The organism is Rossellomorea sp. ABR4_012, from assembly GCF_056159545.1.
In genome coordinates, this window is record NZ_JBSWVK010000002.1 from 531,401 (window position 1) to 550,238 (window position 18,838).

Here is an 18,838-nt window from a genome sequence, read left to right on the forward strand (position 1 = left end):
TTGTTTTGAAAGCAGGAAATAAGGCCGCCCTTTATACGTCATTATTCGTTTTAATCGGTTTTCCGATTATCTTTACAGTGATTTCATTAATGATTGGTGATTGGAAGTACCTTTTTTACAGTCTGCCAGGCTCTTTTACTGCAGGTTTCACAAGCCTTATCGTGACACTGAAACATATCAAGGATGAGCGTAAATCGGCAGAGAGACAGCTTCACTTTTCAAACAAAACCATTCAAAAGAATTTAAAAGAATAATAACAGCACAAAAAATAGTTGTACTCATTCACTCTTCTTTTGTTATATAATCTTATAGGAATATAATTGTAAAATATATACAAAATCAACTGAAGAGGAGAAAATCAATGAAGTCGTCACCGGTATTAGGGAAAGAACGGATGATCACCTTGGACATCATCCGCGGTTTTGCTTTATTCGGTATATTCCTTGTGAATATGCCGACGTTCCATTCACCTGATTTCATGAAATCGATGTATGGGATTTCATCTGATTACAGCGGGGTAAATCACTGGATCGATGTGTTCTTTGCTTTGTTTGTCGACATGAAATTTTTCACGATCTTCTCTTTCTTGTTCGGGCTCGGTTTTTACATTTTCATGAGCCGCGCCGAGGAAAAGGGTCTGCGCATGAACAGGCTGTACCTGAGAAGGATCTTCGCATTGCTGCTATTCGGCGCGGCACATTTGATCGGCCTATGGTTCGGGGATATCCTTCATACGTATGCCATCGCAGGTTTATTGCTTCTTTTCTTCTATAAAAGAAAGATCAAGACGATGGTCATCTGGGCATTCAGCTTGTTGTTTGCGATCAATGCATTATTCGCCTTGATGCTCTTGATTCCATCAAGTTTTCTTGAAGCGGCAGAGACAGAGGGAATAGCACGTGCTGCATACGGCAGTATGGAGGATTATCTACATGTATACGAACACGGGAGCTACGTCGAGTGGGTATCCTACCGCCTTGGAACCGAAGTACCGGCGATGCTTGCGAATTTGATTCCGGCCATGTTTCCGGTACTTGCCATGTTCCTATTCGGATTGGCTGCAGGAAAAGCCGGCATCTTCCGCGACATAGATAAGCACGTCTCGTTCATTAAGAAAATCCGCACTATGTCTCTCGTGATCAGTATCCCTTTAGTTCTTGTTCTTGCCATGTACATGACGAAGGTATGGGATTTAGGTGTGAAGCAGGAATTTGTCGTGCAGGTGTTCACGAGCTTGAGCGGGTTGTCCCTGTGTTTCTTTTACATTTCAGCCCTCACGCTTTTGTTGAGGAAAGAAAAGTGGCAGCGCAAGCTTCGTCCGCTTGGATACACAGGTCAGATGGCGCTGACTAATTACCTGATGCAAACGATCATTTCTGTCGGACTTTTTGTAGGGTTGGGCTTTTATGGGGATGTAAGCCTTTGGCTGGGCACGGCTATCTGCCTTGTCATCTTCTCCCTGCAAATAGTATTCAGTACGTGGTGGCTGGAAAAATTCAGGTTCGGCCCATTTGAATGGCTATGGAGATCGTTTACCTATCTTAAATTCCAACCGATGGTCAAAAAGGCTGAATCGGTAGATAATGGGAAAGAAACAGCTGTTTAAACTGGCCGGCTGCAGGGATTTGCTGATATTTAAGTGACTTCCTTTTTTTCGAAACGAATTTCCGTAAAATAAAGTTTGCTATTTCATTCAATACCTGTTACTCTAAGAAAGAATTATTTTTGTTCGGTCTGTAAGGAATGAAAGTATTTAAACTTTTCGCCTTTGATATCTAATTGAGCAATAATAGTAATAAATTGTGGAACGATCCACACAGGAGGAAACAATTATGCAACAAGGTACAGTAAAATGGTTTAATGCAGAAAAAGGTTTCGGTTTCATCGAAATCGAAGGTGGAGAAGATGTATTCGTACATTTCTCAGCTATCCAAGGCGAAGGTTTCAAATCTTTAGACGAAGGTCAAAAAGTTACATTTGACACTGAGCAAGGTCAACGTGGACTTCAAGCTACTAACGTAGTTAAAGCATAATAGCTTTTTGCCGAAAAAGGACTCTCTTAATTGAGGGTCCTTTTTTTATCTTAAAGAAGGAGGAGATGATCCACAATTGGAAGTGGAAGAAAAGTGACTGAAGGCGGAGGGTTATAGTAGTATAGGCAATACAGAAGAATGTCTTGTATGGAGAGTGAAATGGATGAACGTGCTAATCGTAGATGATGATCCCCGCATCTTAAATCTATTGAAGGTTCACTTAACACAGGAGGACTATGGCGTCCATCAGGCGAAAAATGGGATGGAGGCGCTCGATGTCCTGAAAAAAGAACCATGTGACATTGCAGTTGTGGACGTGATGATGCCTTATTTGGACGGGTATGACCTCACGAGGGAAATTAGGGAGAATTACGACATTCCCGTCATCCTGTTAACGGCAAAAGGGCAAATCGAAGACAAAGAGCGGGGATACCAGTCAGGAACTGATGATTATCTCGTAAAACCATTTGAGCCGAAAGAGCTGCTGTTCCGCTTAAAAGCCCTGACCCGCAGGTATGATAAAAAAGAGGACGAAAACATGATCAGGATTGGAAGGGTGACAGCGGACCGAAATAAATATGAAATCAGGATGGAAGACAGGACGTTTCTTTTTCCATTAAAAGAGTTTGAACTTCTTTATTTGTTCATGTCGCATCCAGACCAGGTGATGGCACGTGATATGCTGATCGAAAGAATTTGGGGAGTCGATTATGAAGGCGATGAACGGACGGTGGATGTCCATGTGAAACGCTTGAGGGAACGTCTTTCCGGCCGTACAAATGACTTTCGTATTAAGACGGTCCGCGGAGTGGGTTATCTGCTGGAGACGAACCGATGAAGTCTTTGTATGTAAAATTCACTGTCTATACAATCGGAATCATGCTTCTAAGCGGGATCATTGCGTTCATCTTATCAAATCTCTATTATCAGCAATATTTGAAACCGAAGAACGATCAGAAAAATACACGGATCGGGCAAGAAGTGTCCGGATTTATAGAGGATCATCCAGAAGTGGGGATTAATAAATATTTAGAACATGTATCCTCTGCTGGTTATCAATTTTATCTGGTGGATGGTGAGTCTCAAGAAAGTGCGTTCTTTGGGGCTCCTTTCCGTGACAACAGTCTGGACAGGTCTGCTGTTGAAACCGTGATGGAGGGGGAAATCTATCACGGGATACAGGATTTTCCCAGTAAAACGTTTGTGACGGGTTTTTTTGCCAATGAATTATCCAATACGATCGGGGTGCCAGTCGATCATGATGGCAAAAGATACGCACTTTTCCTCCGTCCCGACATCAAGCTGCTCTTTAATGAGATGCATCTGTTATTCGGCTGGCTGCTGGCATTGACCCTGTTTTTAAGCATTGTGCTGGTCATCATCGGGACCCGTTATCTGGTCAGGCCCATTACAAAGCTTACGAAGGCGACTCATTCGCTTGCCCAGGGGAACTACAATGTGGAAGTGGGCCGCACACGGCGGGACGAACTCGGTCAGCTTGCAGACAGCTTTCAACAGATGTCCAGGCAGCTTGAACAACTCGATGAGGTAAGGAAGGAATTTATCTCAAACATCTCCCATGATATCCAGTCGCCTTTATCGAATATAAAAGGATACTCGAACTTGTTGAAAAGTGAAGATCTTTCCGCGGTCGAAAAAGATCAGTATATTTCCATCATGAATGGAGAAATCGACAGGCTGTCAAATTTAACTAAGCAATTACTGCTCTTGGCATCTCTTGATCGAAATGATGACGTGTTGAAGATGGAAACATTCAATGTCTCGGAACAACTAAAAGAACTCATCGGACAATATCAATGGAAAATCAGCGAAAAGGGGATCATGCTGGGCTATTCCCTGCCCGATCATGAAATAAAAGGTGATAGGGTCCTTCTCAACACCGTCTGGGATAACCTGTTGTCGAATGCGATTAAATATAACCGTCCCCATGGAACGATTGATGTCAATGTAGAAAAGCATGAAGGCATGATTTCAGTCGCTTTCAGGGATACCGGCATCGGAATTTCTAAAGAGGAAAGCGACCGGATATTTGACCGGTTTTACCGTGCAGATACTTCAAGGACCCAGACGATTGAAGGGACCGGCCTCGGTTTATCCATCGTGTCAACTATCGTCAATCATCATGAAGGAAGTATTCAGTTTAGGAGCATGCCTGGAAAAGGGACCACATTTACGGTAGAGCTTCCTGTGAAGTAAATGAAGGGTCAGTCATGAGATATATGACTGATCTTTTTTTAGTTGTTCATCTTCCGTTCATAATCAAGAAGTACTCTAAGAGAGTAGTTATTACTAAGGAAGGTGAAAAAAGACATGTTTTCCTTGTCATTAAAAGAAATCCGCTTTTACAAAATGAGGTATCTGCTCATCGGTTTCATCCTATTTTTTGTTGCTTCTCTCGTGTTTATCATAAGCGGCCTTGCGAATGGTCTGTCGGCAGACAATGCTTCATCTATCCAGAATATGGACGCTTATGCTTTCTATATCGATGAGGATGCAGAAGCACGCATTGACCGGTCGCGGGTGGAAATCCCTCTTGAAACATCATCTGCGGGGCTCGAACCATTGATTGTGCAGATACGTTCATTGTTAAAAGGAGGAAGCTATCAAAGTGTGGATGTCACCGTCATGGCGGTCAAATCCGATGGCTACCTGATGCCTGAAGTGACGGAAGGAAAGTTGCTACTAAAGTCCACAAATCCCTCCGTCATTGCAGATATATCCCTTCTAAAAGAGGGGATTGAAATCGGTGACACGCTTTATGACGAGCAGTTTGGCAAAACATTTACCGTTTCAGGATTTACTGAACATCAGACATTCAGCCATACACCAGTTGTGTTCATGGATATCGATTTGTGGAACGAACTGGTACCGGTGAATGAAAAGGATACAGTGAATGCACTTGTATTAGAAAAAGAAAATCGTGAGCTTCAGAACGACATGAAATCCAATGTTTCAGGCGGTATATGGACTTCAAAAGACGAAGTAATCGGAGGTATCCCTGGTTATCAAGCTGAGCAAAACTCACTTTATATGATGCTGGTCTTTCTTATCGTGATCGCTGTCTTTGTCCTGGCTGCCTTCTTCTTTATCATGACGATCCAGAAAATGAACGAATTCGGGGTCCTGAAAGCCATCGGGGCAAAGAACGGCTTCCTGATCGGCTCCACCCTCTTTCAGGTACTGATACTATCACTCATCAGCATTGGGGCATCAATCGGGTTCACTGCTTTATTGCCTAATTGGCTTCCCGGAGACATCCCGTTTGTATTCGATTTTCAACTTATTTTGACATTTTCAGGTGTATTGCTGATCGTCTCAATGGCTGGCGCGTTACTATCTGCAGCCAATATCGTGAAAGCAGATCCGCTGATCGCCATGGGGAGGGCTGAATAATGAAGACATATCCACTGGAACTGGGAGAAATCCGAAAAACCTTCAGGGACGGAGATAAGAGAATCGATGTCCTGCACTCTGTATCGTTTAAAGCAGAGAGAGGAAAGCTGATCGCCATACTCGGGCCGTCGGGATCAGGGAAAAGCACGTTTCTTTCCATAGCGGGTGCACTGCTATCCCCTGACGAAGGAGAAATGCTTGTCAACGGTCAGAACATCCTCCCACTTTCGGATAAACAAAAGACAGAGGTAAGGCTCCATTCAATCGGCTATATCTTTCAATCATCCAACCTTGTTCCTTATCTGAAAGTAAAAGAGCAGCTCAAGCTGCCCGCAGAACTGGCAGGTAAGTGGAACAAGGAAACGCAGATTCGGGCGGAAGGTCTTTTAAAATCTGTCGGACTCGATCATCGTGCCGACCACTATTCCTTTCAGCTGTCCGGAGGGGAAAAGCAAAGGGTGGCGATTGCCCGCGCCTTCATGAATGAGGCGGACCTCATCTTGGCGGATGAACCTACAGCGAGCCTCGATTCCAGCAAAAGCATCGAAATCATCCAACTCATTTCAAAAGTGGTGAAAGAAAAGCAGAAAGCTGCCGTCATGGTCACCCACGATGAAAGCATCCTTCATTTATGTGATGCCATTTATGAGATGAATGACGGTAGGCTTAAGAAAAGAATATGAACCAAAGCTGTGCAGGCTCGTAAACTGCGCAGCTTTTTTCTATGCATTTTCTAAGCAGTTTATAACAGCATACGGCAAGTGAAATAATAAAGTTGGATGGGCAAAAGCCCTTTTTCAAAAAAATAAATCTAAATGATTGACTAAAGACGATTACAGTTGTAAACTCTAATCATAAGTTGATTACAAATGTAAACGAAAGTGAGGTGTTATCCTTTGCCCAATGAAGAAAAGCCTGAGATCACGGATTCCGAGTGGGAAGTCATGAGGGTCGTCTGGGCGCTTGAAGAAGTGACCAGCAAGGAAATTAGTAAAGTCCTTGAAGACAAAAGAGATTGGAAGCCGGCGACGACCAAGACGTTTATTGGCAGACTGGTCAAAAAAGGCATGCTTCATACAAAAAAGGTCGGCAACCGGTTTATCTACACCGCTGCCGTCAGTGAGGAAGAAAGTCTTAAAACATTGAAGGAAGGACTGTTTCATCACATCTGCAGCCGTGCAGTCGGCAAGACGATTGCCGATCTCATCGGAGATGCAACCCTTAGTCATGACGATATCGCGATGCTCGAGGAAGTTTTACAAAGCAAGAAAAAGGACGCTGTCGACGAGGTCGCATGCAACTGCGTCCCAGGCCAGTGCACCTGTAAGAAAGATCACGGCATGAACTGCCAGCATTAATCATTACAAAAATTTTAAGGAGTGTTCAAACATGGAAAAAACATTATTAAAAGTAACAGGAATGACTTGTGGAAACTGCGTGAAGAAAGTAGAAACAACGCTTAATGGACTGGATGGAGTGGAAAAAGCAAAAGTCGATCTTGAGAATGCATCCGCTAAAGTGAAGTATGACGAATCAAAGCAATCTCCTGAGAGCTTAAGCAAAGCAGTTACTGAAGCCGGATACAAATCAGAGCCGACTAAATAATAAAAGGTGGTCTCACACGATGACAGAAAAAACATTAAGCATCGAAGGGATGACATGTGCGTCGTGTTCACAGGCAGTGGAAAAAGCGACCGGGAAACTGACAGGCGTTCAGGAAGCCAGTGTAAATCTGGCAACTGAAAAATTGAAGGTTCGTTTTGATGAAAATCAAATCACGTTGGAAGAAATAAAGGATGCTGTGGATGATGCGGGATACAAGGCCGTCACGGAAATGGAAAAGAAAACATTCACCGTCTCCGGCATGACCTGCGCTTCATGTGTACAGTCTGTTGAAAAGGCGACCGGAAAACTCCCGGGAGTTAAAGAATCAAACGTCAACATGGCAACGGAAAAAATGGTCATCGAATATGATCCGTCCATGGTTACAGTGTCCGACATGAAAAAAGCGGTATCCGATGCCGGATATGAAGCCGAGGAAGATGTCGATGCAGGCGATGCGGTCGATGAGGATAGAGAAAAGAAAGAGCAGCATATCAAGCATATGTGGAAACGTTTCTGGGTATCAGCTGTCTTCACGGTTCCGCTTCTGCTAGTTTCAATGGGCCATATGTTCGGCATGCCGCTGCCGGATGCCATCGATCCGATGATGAACCCGACAGGATTTGCACTCATTCAGCTCATCCTGACGACTCCAGTGATGGTGATGGGGAAACCATTTTTCACTGTTGGATTCAAGACACTTATCAAGCGCCATCCTAATATGGATTCCCTGGTGGCACTTGGAACGAGTGCAGCATTTTTATACAGCGTTATCGCCTCCATTTTCATCGTAATAGGAAATGAAAGCTATGCGCAGGATCTCTATTATGAGTCAGCAGCGGTCATCCTGACGTTGATTACATTAGGTAAATATTTCGAAGCCCTTTCGAAAGGAAAAACGTCCGAAGCAATCAAGAAATTGATGGGGCTGGCCCCAAAAACAGCGACCGTCGTCCGGGAGGGGAAAGAAGCCGAAATTTCGATTGAAGAAGTGGAAGTCGGCGATATCATCATCGTCAAACCCGGTGAAAAGCTGCCGGTCGATGGTGTCGTAGTAGAAGGGAAAACTTCCGTGGACGAATCGATGCTGACAGGTGAAAGCATCCCGGTTGAAAAAGAAGCTGGAGCTTCTGTCATCGGGGCAAGCATCAATAAAAATGGAACGATCCGTTACGAAGCAACAAAGGTCGGAAAGGATACGGCATTATCACAAATCATTAAACTGGTAGAGGATGCACAGGGTTCTAAAGCCCCGATTGCAAAAATGGCGGACGTCATTTCCGGTTATTTTGTGCCAATCGTGATTGTGCTGGCAATCCTCTCAGGTCTCGCCTGGTACTTCGGCGGTGAATCAGGACTCTTCGCATTCACCATCGCGATCTCGATTCTGGTCATCGCCTGCCCTTGCGCCCTTGGACTCGCGACACCGACCGCCATCATGGTCGGGACCGGAAAAGGTGCTGAAAACGGCGTCTTGATCAAGAGCGGTGGAGCACTCGAAACGACTCACAAAATAGATACTATTGTGTTTGATAAAACAGGTACAATCACCCAAGGGAAGCCGGTCGTGACCGATATTGTGACGGTTGACGGCATCTCCGAAGAAGAACTCCTGATCCTAGCCGCTTCAGCTGAAAAAGGATCCGAGCATCCGCTGGGTGAAGCGATCGTCAGGGACGCAGAGGAAAAGGGGCTTTCCCTTCTAAAAACAGAATTCTTTGACGCCATCACAGGTCAGGGGCTTGAAGTAACCGTCGATGGGAAAGATCTTTTACTTGGAAACCGCAAACTCATGGAAGAAAACGATGTTGAGTTAGGGGACTTAGAAGATACTTCGAACCGACTGGCATCAGAAGGTAAAACGCCGATGTACATTGCGGTAGAAGAAGAAATCGCAGGCATCATTGCGGTTGCAGACACGGTCAAGGAAACTAGCTTCAAAGCCATCGAAAAGCTTCATAAAATGGGCATCGAAGTTGCCATGATCACAGGAGACAACAAACGGACGGCAGAAGCCATCGCGGAACAGGTCGGAATCGACCGCGTCCTCAGTGAAGTGCTGCCTGAAGATAAAGCGAATGAAGTCAAAAAACTTCAGGAAGAGGGCAGAAAAGTCGCCATGGTCGGTGACGGCATCAACGACGCACCTGCCCTTGCACAGGCCGATATCGGGATCGCCATCGGCTCCGGTACGGATGTGGCAATGGAATCAGCCGATATCGTCCTCATGAGAAGCGACCTGATGGACGTACCGACAGCCGTCCAGTTAAGTAAAGCGACCATTCGGAACATCAAACAAAACCTGTTCTGGGCATTTGCCTATAACATCCTCGGAATTCCGGTTGCGATGGGAGTACTCTACCTATTCGGAGGGCCGCTTTTGAATCCAATGATCGCAGGGGCTGCCATGAGTTTCAGTTCCGTATCGGTATTGCTCAATGCCCTCCGCCTGAAAGGATTCAAGCCATCCAGCACGTAAGGAGTGATGCAGACGATGAATAAGGACTTGATCTTGGAACTCTATACACGGCCAACCTGCTCCGACTGCCAGGCAGCAAAAGAATACCTGGCAGTGCACAACATCGATTACGTTCATAAAAACGTCGGGGCTGATGAATCATTAGAGGAAGAATTGATAGAACTTTCCGGATCCCGTATTGTCCCTTCTTTTGCTTTTTATAAAAATGGACTGCTTGGAAAGAAAAAAATGGTGAAGAATTTGATCGGGTTTGAAGAGAACAGGAAAGAGATTGAACAGTTAGTGGGGAAAATCAAATAATGTGAGATGGCCTCCAGCAGGGTTGGGGGTCATTTTTTAATGGGAAAGTTCCTTGTCCCTTTCTGGCCTTTTATGAAAAATTGGATGCTGATCATCACTGACAAAGAAAATTCGACAAGTGGCACGTATTTTTGAAAAGTGGAACGTAAATTCAAAAAGTGGCACGAATAACTGGAAATCTGGATTGAAAACCAAATGGGTGAAAAAAAATGTACTGCAAAAGCAAGCTTTAACTACGCTCAAAAGCCCTCAATGTGACCTCCTCCATGCAGAAATGTCGCTTTTCGAACCTAACTAAGCGAAAAATAGCGATTTACCTCTCATTCAGCAATGTCTTCTGCATAGGGACTCTGTAACTCTTCTTTCCTTATTATGAAACTATCTCCATGCTCATCCGTATATGTAGGTAGAACACACTTACGAGGAGGATATCATGAAGAAATTACTAGGACTTGGATCGGCTGTACTTCTGACAATCGGACTGACGGCATGCGGAACTACAACGAGCGGAAAAGATGTGGAAGAAATCATCAATTCTTCTATTTCTGCGTCAGAAAAGCTGGAAAGCTTTCACGTGAAGATGGAGATGGAGCAGGATATCATTCCTGCGGCTGAGGATGCAGGGAAGGTGACGCAGTCGTCGATGATTGAAATGGATTATGTGACAGAGCCGCTTGGGATGTATCAAACGACAGAGATGACCATGATGGGGATGCCGATCGAAGCGGAAACCTATTTTACAGAAGAAGGGCTTTACACGAAGGATTCAATGAGTAATCAATGGCAGTCTGCACCGAAGGAACTTTCCGATTCCATTGTGGAAATGAGCAAGGAACAAGCGGATGCAACGGAGCAGCTTAAGCAATTAAAGAAATATATCAAAGATGTGAAAGTGGAAGAAAAGGAAGATCATTACCTGATCTCATTCTCAGCTTCCGGTGAAGAATATCAAAGTTTAGTAGAGGAGACGGTCGAATCCACGATGCCTGAGGGAATCATGCCGAAAGAATTGCTGGAAGGCTTGAAAGTGAACAAATTGAGCTATACTTATGAAATTGACAAGAAGACGTATCACCCGATCAATTTTACAGTCGATATGGATTTCGACATGGAAATTGAAGGTGAGAAGGTGCAGTCGGTCCAGAAGATGAAGGGCAGCTACTCAAAAATAAATGAGATTGACGAAATCACGATTCCTGCAGACGTGAAAGAGAATGCTGTGGAAATTGATGAGTCAGCATTGCAGGGCGAACAATAATACCAAAAGGCGTGTGGTGATCCACACGCTATTTTAATGAAAAAATATATTTCGGAATCGAGAGTTCTAATTTGTGATACAACGATAAAGCTAGTACGATAGTCATATGAATAGGATCTATGAGAAGCTTAGATGAAGCTTTGATTGACGCTTAAAGGCATCTTTTGAGGAGTAATCTGCGAAAAGAGGATGAGGATGAATACGATGTTAAAGACTGAAAAATCAGGAAGTACACAGGGGTTTGAACCGGCTCAGGTAATGGCCGCGATTGAGCGCTCGCTTGCGATGATCCAATTCGACCCAAACGGAAACGTTTTATGGGTGAATGAGAATTTTGCCAATACCGTTGGATATAGAGTGGCTGAGATGCCAGGGATGATGCACAGGCAATTCTGCACACCGGAATTTGCAGAAAGCAGTGAGTATCAAGATCTTTGGAGAAACCTGCGGAACGGAAAAAGCTTTCAGGAAAAAATTCAGCGTGTGACAAAACAGGGGAAACTCATTTGGCTCGAAGCTACATACACACCGATTCATGACGATGGGGGCAAGGTCGTCGGCGTGGTGAAAGTAGCAACGGACATTACAGAGCGTGAGAATACCACCTTCAAAGTAGCTTCTGAATTGCAGCAGATGTCTGAGGACCTCAGCGAAAAAGCGGGAGCGGGGATCGCGAGAAGTGAAGAAGCCACCCTTGCAATCAGCAGGCTTGTGGAGGAATCCAAAGGAAACCTTGAAATCATGGAATCTCTTAAATCCCAGGCGAAATCGATTGAAAGCATTGTGAAAACAATACGTGAAATAGCCACTCAAACGAATCTCCTGGCATTAAATGCAGCTATTGAGGCAGCTCGTGCTGGTGAGCATGGAAGAGGGTTCAACGTTGTTGCCGGCGAAGTAAGGAAGCTCGCTACGCGGGTACAGGAATCTATCGGGGAAGTCAATGCCCGTATAGAAGGGATCACAGGTGAAATCAACAAAGTAAGTGAAGGAACGGTCCGCTCGCAGTCGGGAATCTCTGACAACCAGATCCTCAATGAACAGGCTGTGGAGGCATTTAAAGAAATCGGTAGTGCAGCCCGCCAGCTCGATCAGCAGGCAAGGGATTTTAAAACGATTTTATAAACATTGAAAGGCCCGTCCCTCGTCGCGTTAAAGCGTCGAGGGACGGGCCTTTAGCACGTTAATGCGGTCTGGGACGGACCTTCTAAGTCAAGATCCCTTGACGGATTTTCGTTCGATGAGTTCCGTCGTCAGCTTATAGTTCGGATCCACTTTTTCTTTAGACAGCACCTGGAAGATCAGGTGGACTGCAAGGGCACCGGCTTCGTACTTTGGCTGGCGCATGGTGGTAAGCGGGGGAGAGACGTATTCTGAAAGCTGGATATCGTCGAATCCGACGATGGAAATGTCATCAGGGACTGAGAAATTCTTTTCATTCAGTGCTTGAAGCCCGCCAATCGCCATTTCATCGTTTGCGTAGAAGATGGCTTGAGGGACATCCTTTTGGGCGATGATCATCTTGGTTGCCTGATAGCCGCCTTCTCTTGTGAATCCGCCTGATACTTTCCATTTTGAACGATATTCGATTCCATGCTTTTCAAGTGCCGCCTGATAGCCTTTAAATCGCAGTTCGTTGTCATGGGAGTTGTAAGGTCCACTGACGTAGGCGATATCACGGCTGCCTTTTTCAATCAGGTGTTCAGTCGCCATGAAGGCACCGTGCTCGTTATCGACCTCTATTTGTACGACGTGTTCACTTTGTACACTGCGGTCAAGGACGACAATCGGAAAACCTTCCCGGGCAGACTCCAGAATCGTTCTATCATCGATGTTATGAGCAAGGATGATGACGCCGTCCACACGTTTTTCCCTCAGGAATTTTACAGCAGTGGATTGAGCGCCGCCAATTGAACTGCAGGCGATGAGGTCATATCCGTTCGTTGAAGCTACGTCCTGAACACCTTTTATCAGTTCGGAGTAATAAGGACCTGACAGGTCGCTTAGAATCAAGGCAATTGTATTTGTGCTCGTTCGTTTAAGATCGGAAGCGAGTCCGTTTTTTTGGTAGTTTAATTCTTTTGCTGCGGCTAATACTTTCTGCCGGGTTTCCTCGCTGACCTTGGTACTGTTGTTCAGCGCGTAGGAAGCGGTGGAGACCGCGACTCCGGAAAGCTTTGCTACATCTTTTATGGTTGCCATGTGTTCACATCCTCTTAAAATAAGGCAGACCCTTATCATTATCGTTGTCTTATACGTTTCATTATACAATTATTGGCGTGGTTTGAAAGCGTTTTATTTGCGCATTAAATACACAACCGCCTCGTATGGGCGCAGTTTTTTGAGCTCGGAAGGACGAGTTGCTGTGTCGGAATAGTTTTGAATTAATATTTCGCTATTAGCGTCAGAGAAATCGGAAGGCAATGTGAATTCAGGTTCGTGCTCAAGAAAATTTGTGATGACAACCAACGTCTCATTCCCAAGTTTTCTCGTATAAGCGAAAATATCGGGGTGATCTTCCAAGATCATCTCATACTTTCCGTACACAATAATATCGTGTTCTTTTCTTAATCGGATCAGTTTTTTATAGTGATGGAAGATGGAATCTTCATCCCTAAGTGTATCTTCTGCGTTAATGTTCTTGTAGTTTGCATTCACTTCAAGCCATGGTGTTCCGGTTGTGAATCCGCTGTGAAGACTCGAATCCCATTGGAAAGGGGTGCGTGCATTGTCTCTTCCTTTTACTTGGATTGATTTCATGACGTCTTCGTGGGGAGTGCCTTCTGAAATCTTCTCGTTATAAAAATTGATAGTTTCGATATCACGGTAGTCCCGGATATCATTGAATATAATGTTGGTCATCCCGATTTCTTCACCTTGATAGATATAAGGGGTCCCTTGCATCATGTGAAGGAGGGTGGCGAGCATCTTCGCCGATTCCACACGATATTCGGTGTCATTCCCCCATCTTGAAACGATCCTCGGCTGATCGTGATTATTCCAGTACAAACTGTTCCATCCTTGTCCGTAAAGCTCCGTCTGCCATTTACTGAGTGTTTCTTTTAAATCAAGCAGATCGAGAGGCTTCAATGCCCACTTCCCTTTTCCTTCCACTTCATCGAGTGACATATGCTGAAAGGTGAAGACCATATCGAGCTCGTCCCGTCCTTCACCCGTGTACAGCTTTGCTGTATCAGGTGTGGCGGAAGGAGTTTCACCGACGGTTATGGTCGGAAAGTTTGAGAGGACCCCCCGATTCATTTCCCGAAGATATTCATGCAGCTTCGGTCCGTCTGTCAGGACTTTGTCATCGATTTCTTTTCCAATCAAATCGATGACATCCATCCGGAAGCCGCTCACGCCCTTATCGAGCCAGAAGTTCATCATCCTATAGAGGTGATCCCTGACTTCCTTGTTATGAAGGTTGAGGTCAGGCTGTTTTTTACTGAACAGATGGAAATAGTACTCACCGGTCGCCTCATCATGTTCCCAGGCAGGTCCGCTGAATACGGACGTGATATCACTGGGCGGACCATCGCTTCCTTCTCTCCAGACATAATAATCACGATATGGATTGTCCTTCGATTTTCGTGATTCGATGAACCATGGATGCTCATCGGAGGTATGGTTGATGACGAGGTCCATCATGATGTGGATGTCCCGTTTGCGGGCCTCTTCGATCAGCTTATCCATGTCTTCCATCGTACCGAAATCACTCATGATCTCATAATAATCACTAATATCATAGCCGTTATCGTCATTTGGTGATTGATAGACTGGACTGAGCCAAATGATGTCGATCCCTAAAAATGCGAGATAATCAAGTTTTTCTATGATACCGGGAATATCCCCGATCCCGTCTCCGTTATGGTCATTAAAACTGCGCGGGTATATTTGATACACCGTTGATTGGTGCCACCATTTATTTTTCATGTTACCTCCTGATATGCTTTGGCTTATGGTTACTTGATGGGGGAGGGGAGTGAGGGGGGATGTCAGTGTGTGCCAGGCACAAAAACCTCTGATTGTGCCTGGCACAAAAGTGACTAACTGTGCCTGGCACAATCAGGTGGAAATCGAGCCAGGCTCAAAGCCACCCGGTTGAGCCTGGCTCAGAATACACCAAATGGTGCCAGGCTCATCTCAACGAAAAGAAGCCCGCCACCATCCCAAAAGTGTGTGTACCAGGTACAAATCAAGGCTGATGTACCTGGTACACAATACCTCAAAACCCACAAACCCAATCCTTATTTAATCCCCGACATCGTAAATCCTTCCACAATATACTTCTGGAAGAAGGAGAAAATGATGATGATCGGTACGACCATAAATGCCGCCCCGGCCATCTGCAGACCAAAGTTATTCGCATACTGTCCTTGAAGAAGTGAAAGTCCGACAGACAATGTATAAAGACTCTCATCATTCGCAATGATCAGCGGCCATAAGAAGCTGTTCCAGGCCCCGATGAAGGTAAGGATTCCCTGTACGGCGAAGATGGGTTTGGCAATCGGCACGATCAACCGGAAGAAGATATAGAATTCCCCTGCCCCGTCGAGGCGTGCAGCCTCGATCAGGTCTGTCGGAATCGTCGTCATGAACTGTCTGAACAGGAAGATGCTGAAGGCAGCTGCCAGTCCAGGCAATACGATCCCTGTCATCGTATTCGTAAGACCCATTTCATTCAAAATCAAGTAAACGGGAATCATCGTTACCTGTGCAGGGATCATCATTGTCGCCAGCACGATGTAAAAGATTTTTTCTCTTCCCTTGAATTGATACTTAGCAAATCCATAGCCGGCCATGGCATTGAAAAACAAGCCGACAAAGGAGAATAGAACAATGATCAACGTGTTGCGTAAATAGACGCCGAAGTTCATGCTTTCAAAAAGATTGACGTAATTTTCGAGCGTCGGATTTTCTGGAATCAGCGTAGGCGGTATCTGAAGTACTTCGCTTTCAGGCTTGAATGAGCTTGAGATCATCCAGATGAAAGGAACGGACACGATGATTCCGCCCAGAATCAGCAAGATGATCACAAAGAGTCGTTCCATTTTAAATGTTTTCATAATTTCAACCCCGATACTGGTATATTTTAAAGTTAGTATTCTGTATCAGATTTTCTAATATTAAATTGAACCAATGTAATGACGATGATAAACACGAACAGGATAAACGAACCTGCTGCTGCATAACCGAATTCACTGAACTGGAATCCTCGCTGGTAAATGAACAGCGCCATCGAAATCGTTCCATCCAGCGGTCCTCCGTTTGTCATGACGAATGGCTCTTCGAAGAATTGCAGCCAGCCGATCAGCGTCGTGACGGTCACGAAGAAGGTAGCGTAGCGCAGTAATGGGATCGTAACATTCCAAAGGACCTGCCAGCGGTTTGCCCCATCCATTTCAGCCGCTTCATAATATGATTTAGGAATGCCCTGAAGTGCAGCGAGAAAGATAATCATGTTGATCCCGATCCCCTTCCATACAGCTAAAACAATCAACGATAGCTTGGCGATCGTTGGCTCTCCTAACCAAGGAATCTTCCCGACATCCAGTAATGATAGTAAGTAATTGAATAATCCATACTCTGTGTTATAAAGAAATCCCCAGATAACTGCCACAGCGATGATGTTCGTAATCGAAGGCATGTAATACACACCTCTGAAAACAGTGAACAGTTTGCTTGTCCCATAATTGAGAAGCAGGGCGATCCCTAAAGAGAAAACAATGACCAGGGGAACTCCGATGATGACATAGAAAAACGTATTGTAAATTGATTTATGGAACAAATCATCTGAAATCAAATTAGAATAGTTTTCAAGACCGACAAAGTTCACATTTGACCAATTGGCCAGTCCTGCCAAATCCAGATCCGTAAAACTGATCAGAAAGGCCACTATAATTGGAACGATACTAAAGACAGCTAAAATGATCACTGCAGGAGCAATAAACACATATGGATGTTTATTTGTTTTGAGGCTTTTTAATCCATTGCTCATGATATCCCACCTAACTAAAACACCGCGCAAGGGTTATTTTAAAAATGGAGTTCAGGCAACCCCCTTTTGGGAATGTGCCTGTAACTCCAACTTTCTTCCTTATTAAGAGCGAATGTTTTTCTTATTTTGAAAATTGTCCAGCTGCGGCGGCTAGCCCCTCCAGGCGTTTCAGTCCGTCCAATGAAGTCAAAGAACGACTTCACCGGTCGGACTTCCAACGCATGTCGGGGCTGATCAAGCCGCCTCCGCTTTTCGTTTTACTCAACAATCTCATTTGCTTTTTTATTGAATTGCTCTAACTCTTTATCAATATCTGCATCGCCGACAGTGATTCTTTCAATGGAAGAAAGGAATTCCTGGGCGATTTTTTCGAATTCTTTGATTTGCGGTGATGCTTTCGTGTTTTCAAGCTGCTTACCGAAAACAGATAGTAATGGATCTTCTTTCAGCTTAGGCTCTTCCCAAGCTTCTGTGCGTGAAGGAAGTGTATTAGAAACTTCCAGCCATTCCATTTGTGTTTCTACTTCATTCATGTAAGAAATAAATTTAAGGGATTCATCGACATTTTCAGAGTTGTGGAAGATCGATAGGTTCGATCCACCCATGCTTGATGCGTTTGTCTCTTTCATCGGCATTTCTGCTACTGCCCATTTGCCTTCAAGGTCAGGTGCCTGGTCGTTGATGATGTTGATCATCCATGGACCACTGAAGAACATTGGTTTAGATCCGCTCTTAAAGGCCTGTACGATATCAATTCCTTCAGCAGTAGGACTTAATCCTTCTTTGAAGAAGCTTGCATAGTACTCGATCGCTCCCTTGAATTCAGGGCTGTCGAAATTCATTTTGTCCTTGCCTTCGAACTCGTATCCATTTTGCCAAGCAAAGATGAATGGAGTGATTTGGTCATTGCGGTCGATATCAAGACCGTACATGTCGTTTCCGCGTGCGTTCAGCTTTTCAGCTGCATCTTTCAATTCATCCCATGTAGCAGGAGCTTTATCGTATCCGGCTTCTTTCAATAAATCTGTGCGATAGTATAGGACGCGTGTATCGATGTACCAAGGAACACCGACTAGTTTGTCGTCATACTTCATGGATGTTACAGAACCTTCGAAGAAATTCTCAGGTTTGAATTCAGGATAATCTTCCAGATATGGCTTCAGGTCAAGTAATGCACCGGCATCTGCAAACTCTGGCACCCAAGTTGTCCCTAATTGAAGGACGTCAGGGCCGTTTCCTGAAGCAACTGCAGTCAGAAGCTTGTCGTGAGCGTTGCCCCAAGGAATCGCTTGAACTTTAACTGTGATGTCTTTGTTTTCTTCTTCGAATTTAGAAGCCATTTCTTTTAGCTTTTTACCTTCTTCACCCATTGCCCAAACGGTGATTTCTTTTTTGCCGTCTTTTGAGTCACCGCCGCCTCCGCATGCTGCCAACACAGTGGATAATGCCATTATAGCGACTAATAGTAGTGTCCATGATTTCTTTCTCATTCTCCCATCTCCATTCTATTGTTATTATTTTTTTCAAAAATCATAAGCATTGCTTGAGGAATTTCCGCTGTTATCCATTAATAAAATGGAAACCCGAAAATCACTCAAACGTTATTGAAACGTTTCGATGACTATATTATAATCAAACATGAATCCGCTTTCAACCACTTTTTTAAAAATTGTGGATTGTTGAAATATAATACTTTTGAAATTGCGTTAGATTACACGAAAACCCTTATAAATAGATGATTTTGGTAATTTTAC

Annotated in this window: 18 protein-coding genes; 13 read left to right on the forward strand and 5 right to left on the reverse strand. The window is 44.5% G+C overall.

The window, feature by feature from the left end:
• The first annotated feature begins 5 nt into the window (after window positions 1-5).
• The 13 genes from ACXAFV_RS12285 to ACXAFV_RS12345 all read left to right on the forward strand — a co-directional run bounded on the left by ACXAFV_RS12285 (window position 6) and on the right by ACXAFV_RS12345 (window position 12,211).
• Window positions 6-254: a hypothetical protein gene (locus tag ACXAFV_RS12285; protein WP_475126815.1), complete on the forward strand. Its 249-nt coding sequence runs from the start codon at window positions 6-8 to the stop codon at window positions 252-254.
• A gap of 107 nt (window positions 255-361) precedes the next feature.
• Window positions 362-1,606: a DUF418 domain-containing protein gene (locus ACXAFV_RS12290; RefSeq protein WP_475126816.1), complete on the forward strand. Its 1,245-nt coding sequence runs from the start codon at window positions 362-364 to the stop codon at window positions 1,604-1,606.
• Between the two features lie 226 nt (window positions 1,607-1,832).
• On the forward strand, window positions 1,833-2,033 hold the full coding sequence (locus ACXAFV_RS12295) for a cold-shock protein (protein WP_032086162.1): 201 nt from the start codon (window positions 1,833-1,835) through the stop codon (window positions 2,031-2,033).
• 163 nt (window positions 2,034-2,196) lie between these two features.
• Entirely contained in the window at window positions 2,197-2,871 is a 675-nt protein-coding gene (locus ACXAFV_RS12300) for a response regulator transcription factor (RefSeq protein ID WP_475126817.1), read from the forward strand.
• Complete coding sequence (locus tag ACXAFV_RS12305; protein ID WP_475126818.1) at window positions 2,868-4,250, forward strand: sensor histidine kinase; 1,383 nt, start codon at window positions 2,868-2,870, stop codon at window positions 4,248-4,250. The genes ACXAFV_RS12300 and ACXAFV_RS12305 overlap by 4 nt, the downstream gene beginning before the upstream one ends.
• Before the next feature lie 114 nt (window positions 4,251-4,364).
• A complete protein-coding gene (locus ACXAFV_RS12310; RefSeq protein WP_475126819.1) occupies window positions 4,365-5,447 on the forward strand; it encodes an ABC transporter permease in 1,083 nt (360 codons plus the stop codon).
• The gene (locus ACXAFV_RS12315) at window positions 5,447-6,130 is read left to right on the forward strand and encodes an ABC transporter ATP-binding protein (RefSeq protein ID WP_475126820.1); all 684 of its coding nucleotides are present in this window, start codon (window positions 5,447-5,449) and stop codon (window positions 6,128-6,130) included. Before ACXAFV_RS12310 ends, ACXAFV_RS12315 begins: the two co-directional genes overlap by 1 nt.
• A 213-nt stretch (window positions 6,131-6,343) precedes the next feature.
• Window positions 6,344-6,805, forward strand: a complete 462-nt coding sequence (locus tag ACXAFV_RS12320) for a CopY/TcrY family copper transport repressor (RefSeq protein ID WP_475126822.1) — start codon at window positions 6,344-6,346, stop codon at window positions 6,803-6,805.
• 31 nt (window positions 6,806-6,836) lie between these two features.
• The gene (locus tag ACXAFV_RS12325) at window positions 6,837-7,052 is read left to right on the forward strand and encodes a heavy-metal-associated domain-containing protein (protein WP_475126823.1); all 216 of its coding nucleotides are present in this window, start codon (window positions 6,837-6,839) and stop codon (window positions 7,050-7,052) included.
• A 19-nt stretch (window positions 7,053-7,071) separates the two neighbouring features.
• Window positions 7,072-9,528, forward strand: a complete 2,457-nt coding sequence (locus ACXAFV_RS12330; protein ID WP_475126824.1) for a heavy metal translocating P-type ATPase — start codon at window positions 7,072-7,074, stop codon at window positions 9,526-9,528.
• Between the two features lie 15 nt (window positions 9,529-9,543).
• Entirely contained in the window at window positions 9,544-9,828 is a 285-nt protein-coding gene (locus ACXAFV_RS12335) for a glutaredoxin family protein (protein WP_475126825.1), read from the forward strand.
• Between the two features lie 433 nt (window positions 9,829-10,261).
• Window positions 10,262-11,086, forward strand: coding sequence for a DUF6612 family protein (locus ACXAFV_RS12340; RefSeq protein WP_475126826.1), 825 nt, complete (start codon window positions 10,262-10,264; stop codon window positions 11,084-11,086).
• Window positions 11,087-11,281: 195 nt separating this feature from the next.
• A complete protein-coding gene (locus ACXAFV_RS12345) occupies window positions 11,282-12,211 on the forward strand; it encodes a methyl-accepting chemotaxis protein (protein ID WP_475126828.1) in 930 nt (309 codons plus the stop codon).
• Window positions 12,212-12,298: 87 nt separating this feature from the next.
• Here ACXAFV_RS12345 and ACXAFV_RS12350 read toward each other — a convergent pair whose 3' ends face one another.
• The 5 genes from ACXAFV_RS12350 to ACXAFV_RS12370 form a co-directional block, all read right to left on the reverse strand.
• Window positions 12,299-13,288, reverse strand: a complete 990-nt coding sequence (locus ACXAFV_RS12350; protein ID WP_475126830.1) for a LacI family DNA-binding transcriptional regulator — start codon at window positions 13,286-13,288, stop codon at window positions 12,299-12,301.
• A gap of 93 nt (window positions 13,289-13,381) precedes the next feature.
• A complete protein-coding gene (locus tag ACXAFV_RS12355) occupies window positions 13,382-15,019 on the reverse strand; it encodes a glycoside hydrolase family 13 protein (protein WP_475126832.1) in 1,638 nt (545 codons plus the stop codon).
• A gap of 314 nt (window positions 15,020-15,333) precedes the next feature.
• The gene (locus ACXAFV_RS12360) at window positions 15,334-16,152 is read right to left on the reverse strand and encodes a carbohydrate ABC transporter permease (protein WP_475126834.1); all 819 of its coding nucleotides are present in this window, start codon (window positions 16,150-16,152) and stop codon (window positions 15,334-15,336) included.
• Window positions 16,153-16,184: 32 nt separating this feature from the next.
• Window positions 16,185-17,084 carry a carbohydrate ABC transporter permease gene (locus tag ACXAFV_RS12365; RefSeq protein ID WP_475126835.1) on the reverse strand — a complete coding sequence of 300 codons (900 nt, stop codon included), beginning with the start codon at window positions 17,082-17,084 and terminating at the stop codon, window positions 16,185-16,187.
• Window positions 17,085-17,341: 257 nt separating this feature from the next.
• The gene (locus tag ACXAFV_RS12370) at window positions 17,342-18,574 is read right to left on the reverse strand and encodes a sugar ABC transporter substrate-binding protein (protein WP_475126837.1); all 1,233 of its coding nucleotides are present in this window, start codon (window positions 18,572-18,574) and stop codon (window positions 17,342-17,344) included.
• Between the last annotated feature and the right edge of the window lie 264 nt (window positions 18,575-18,838).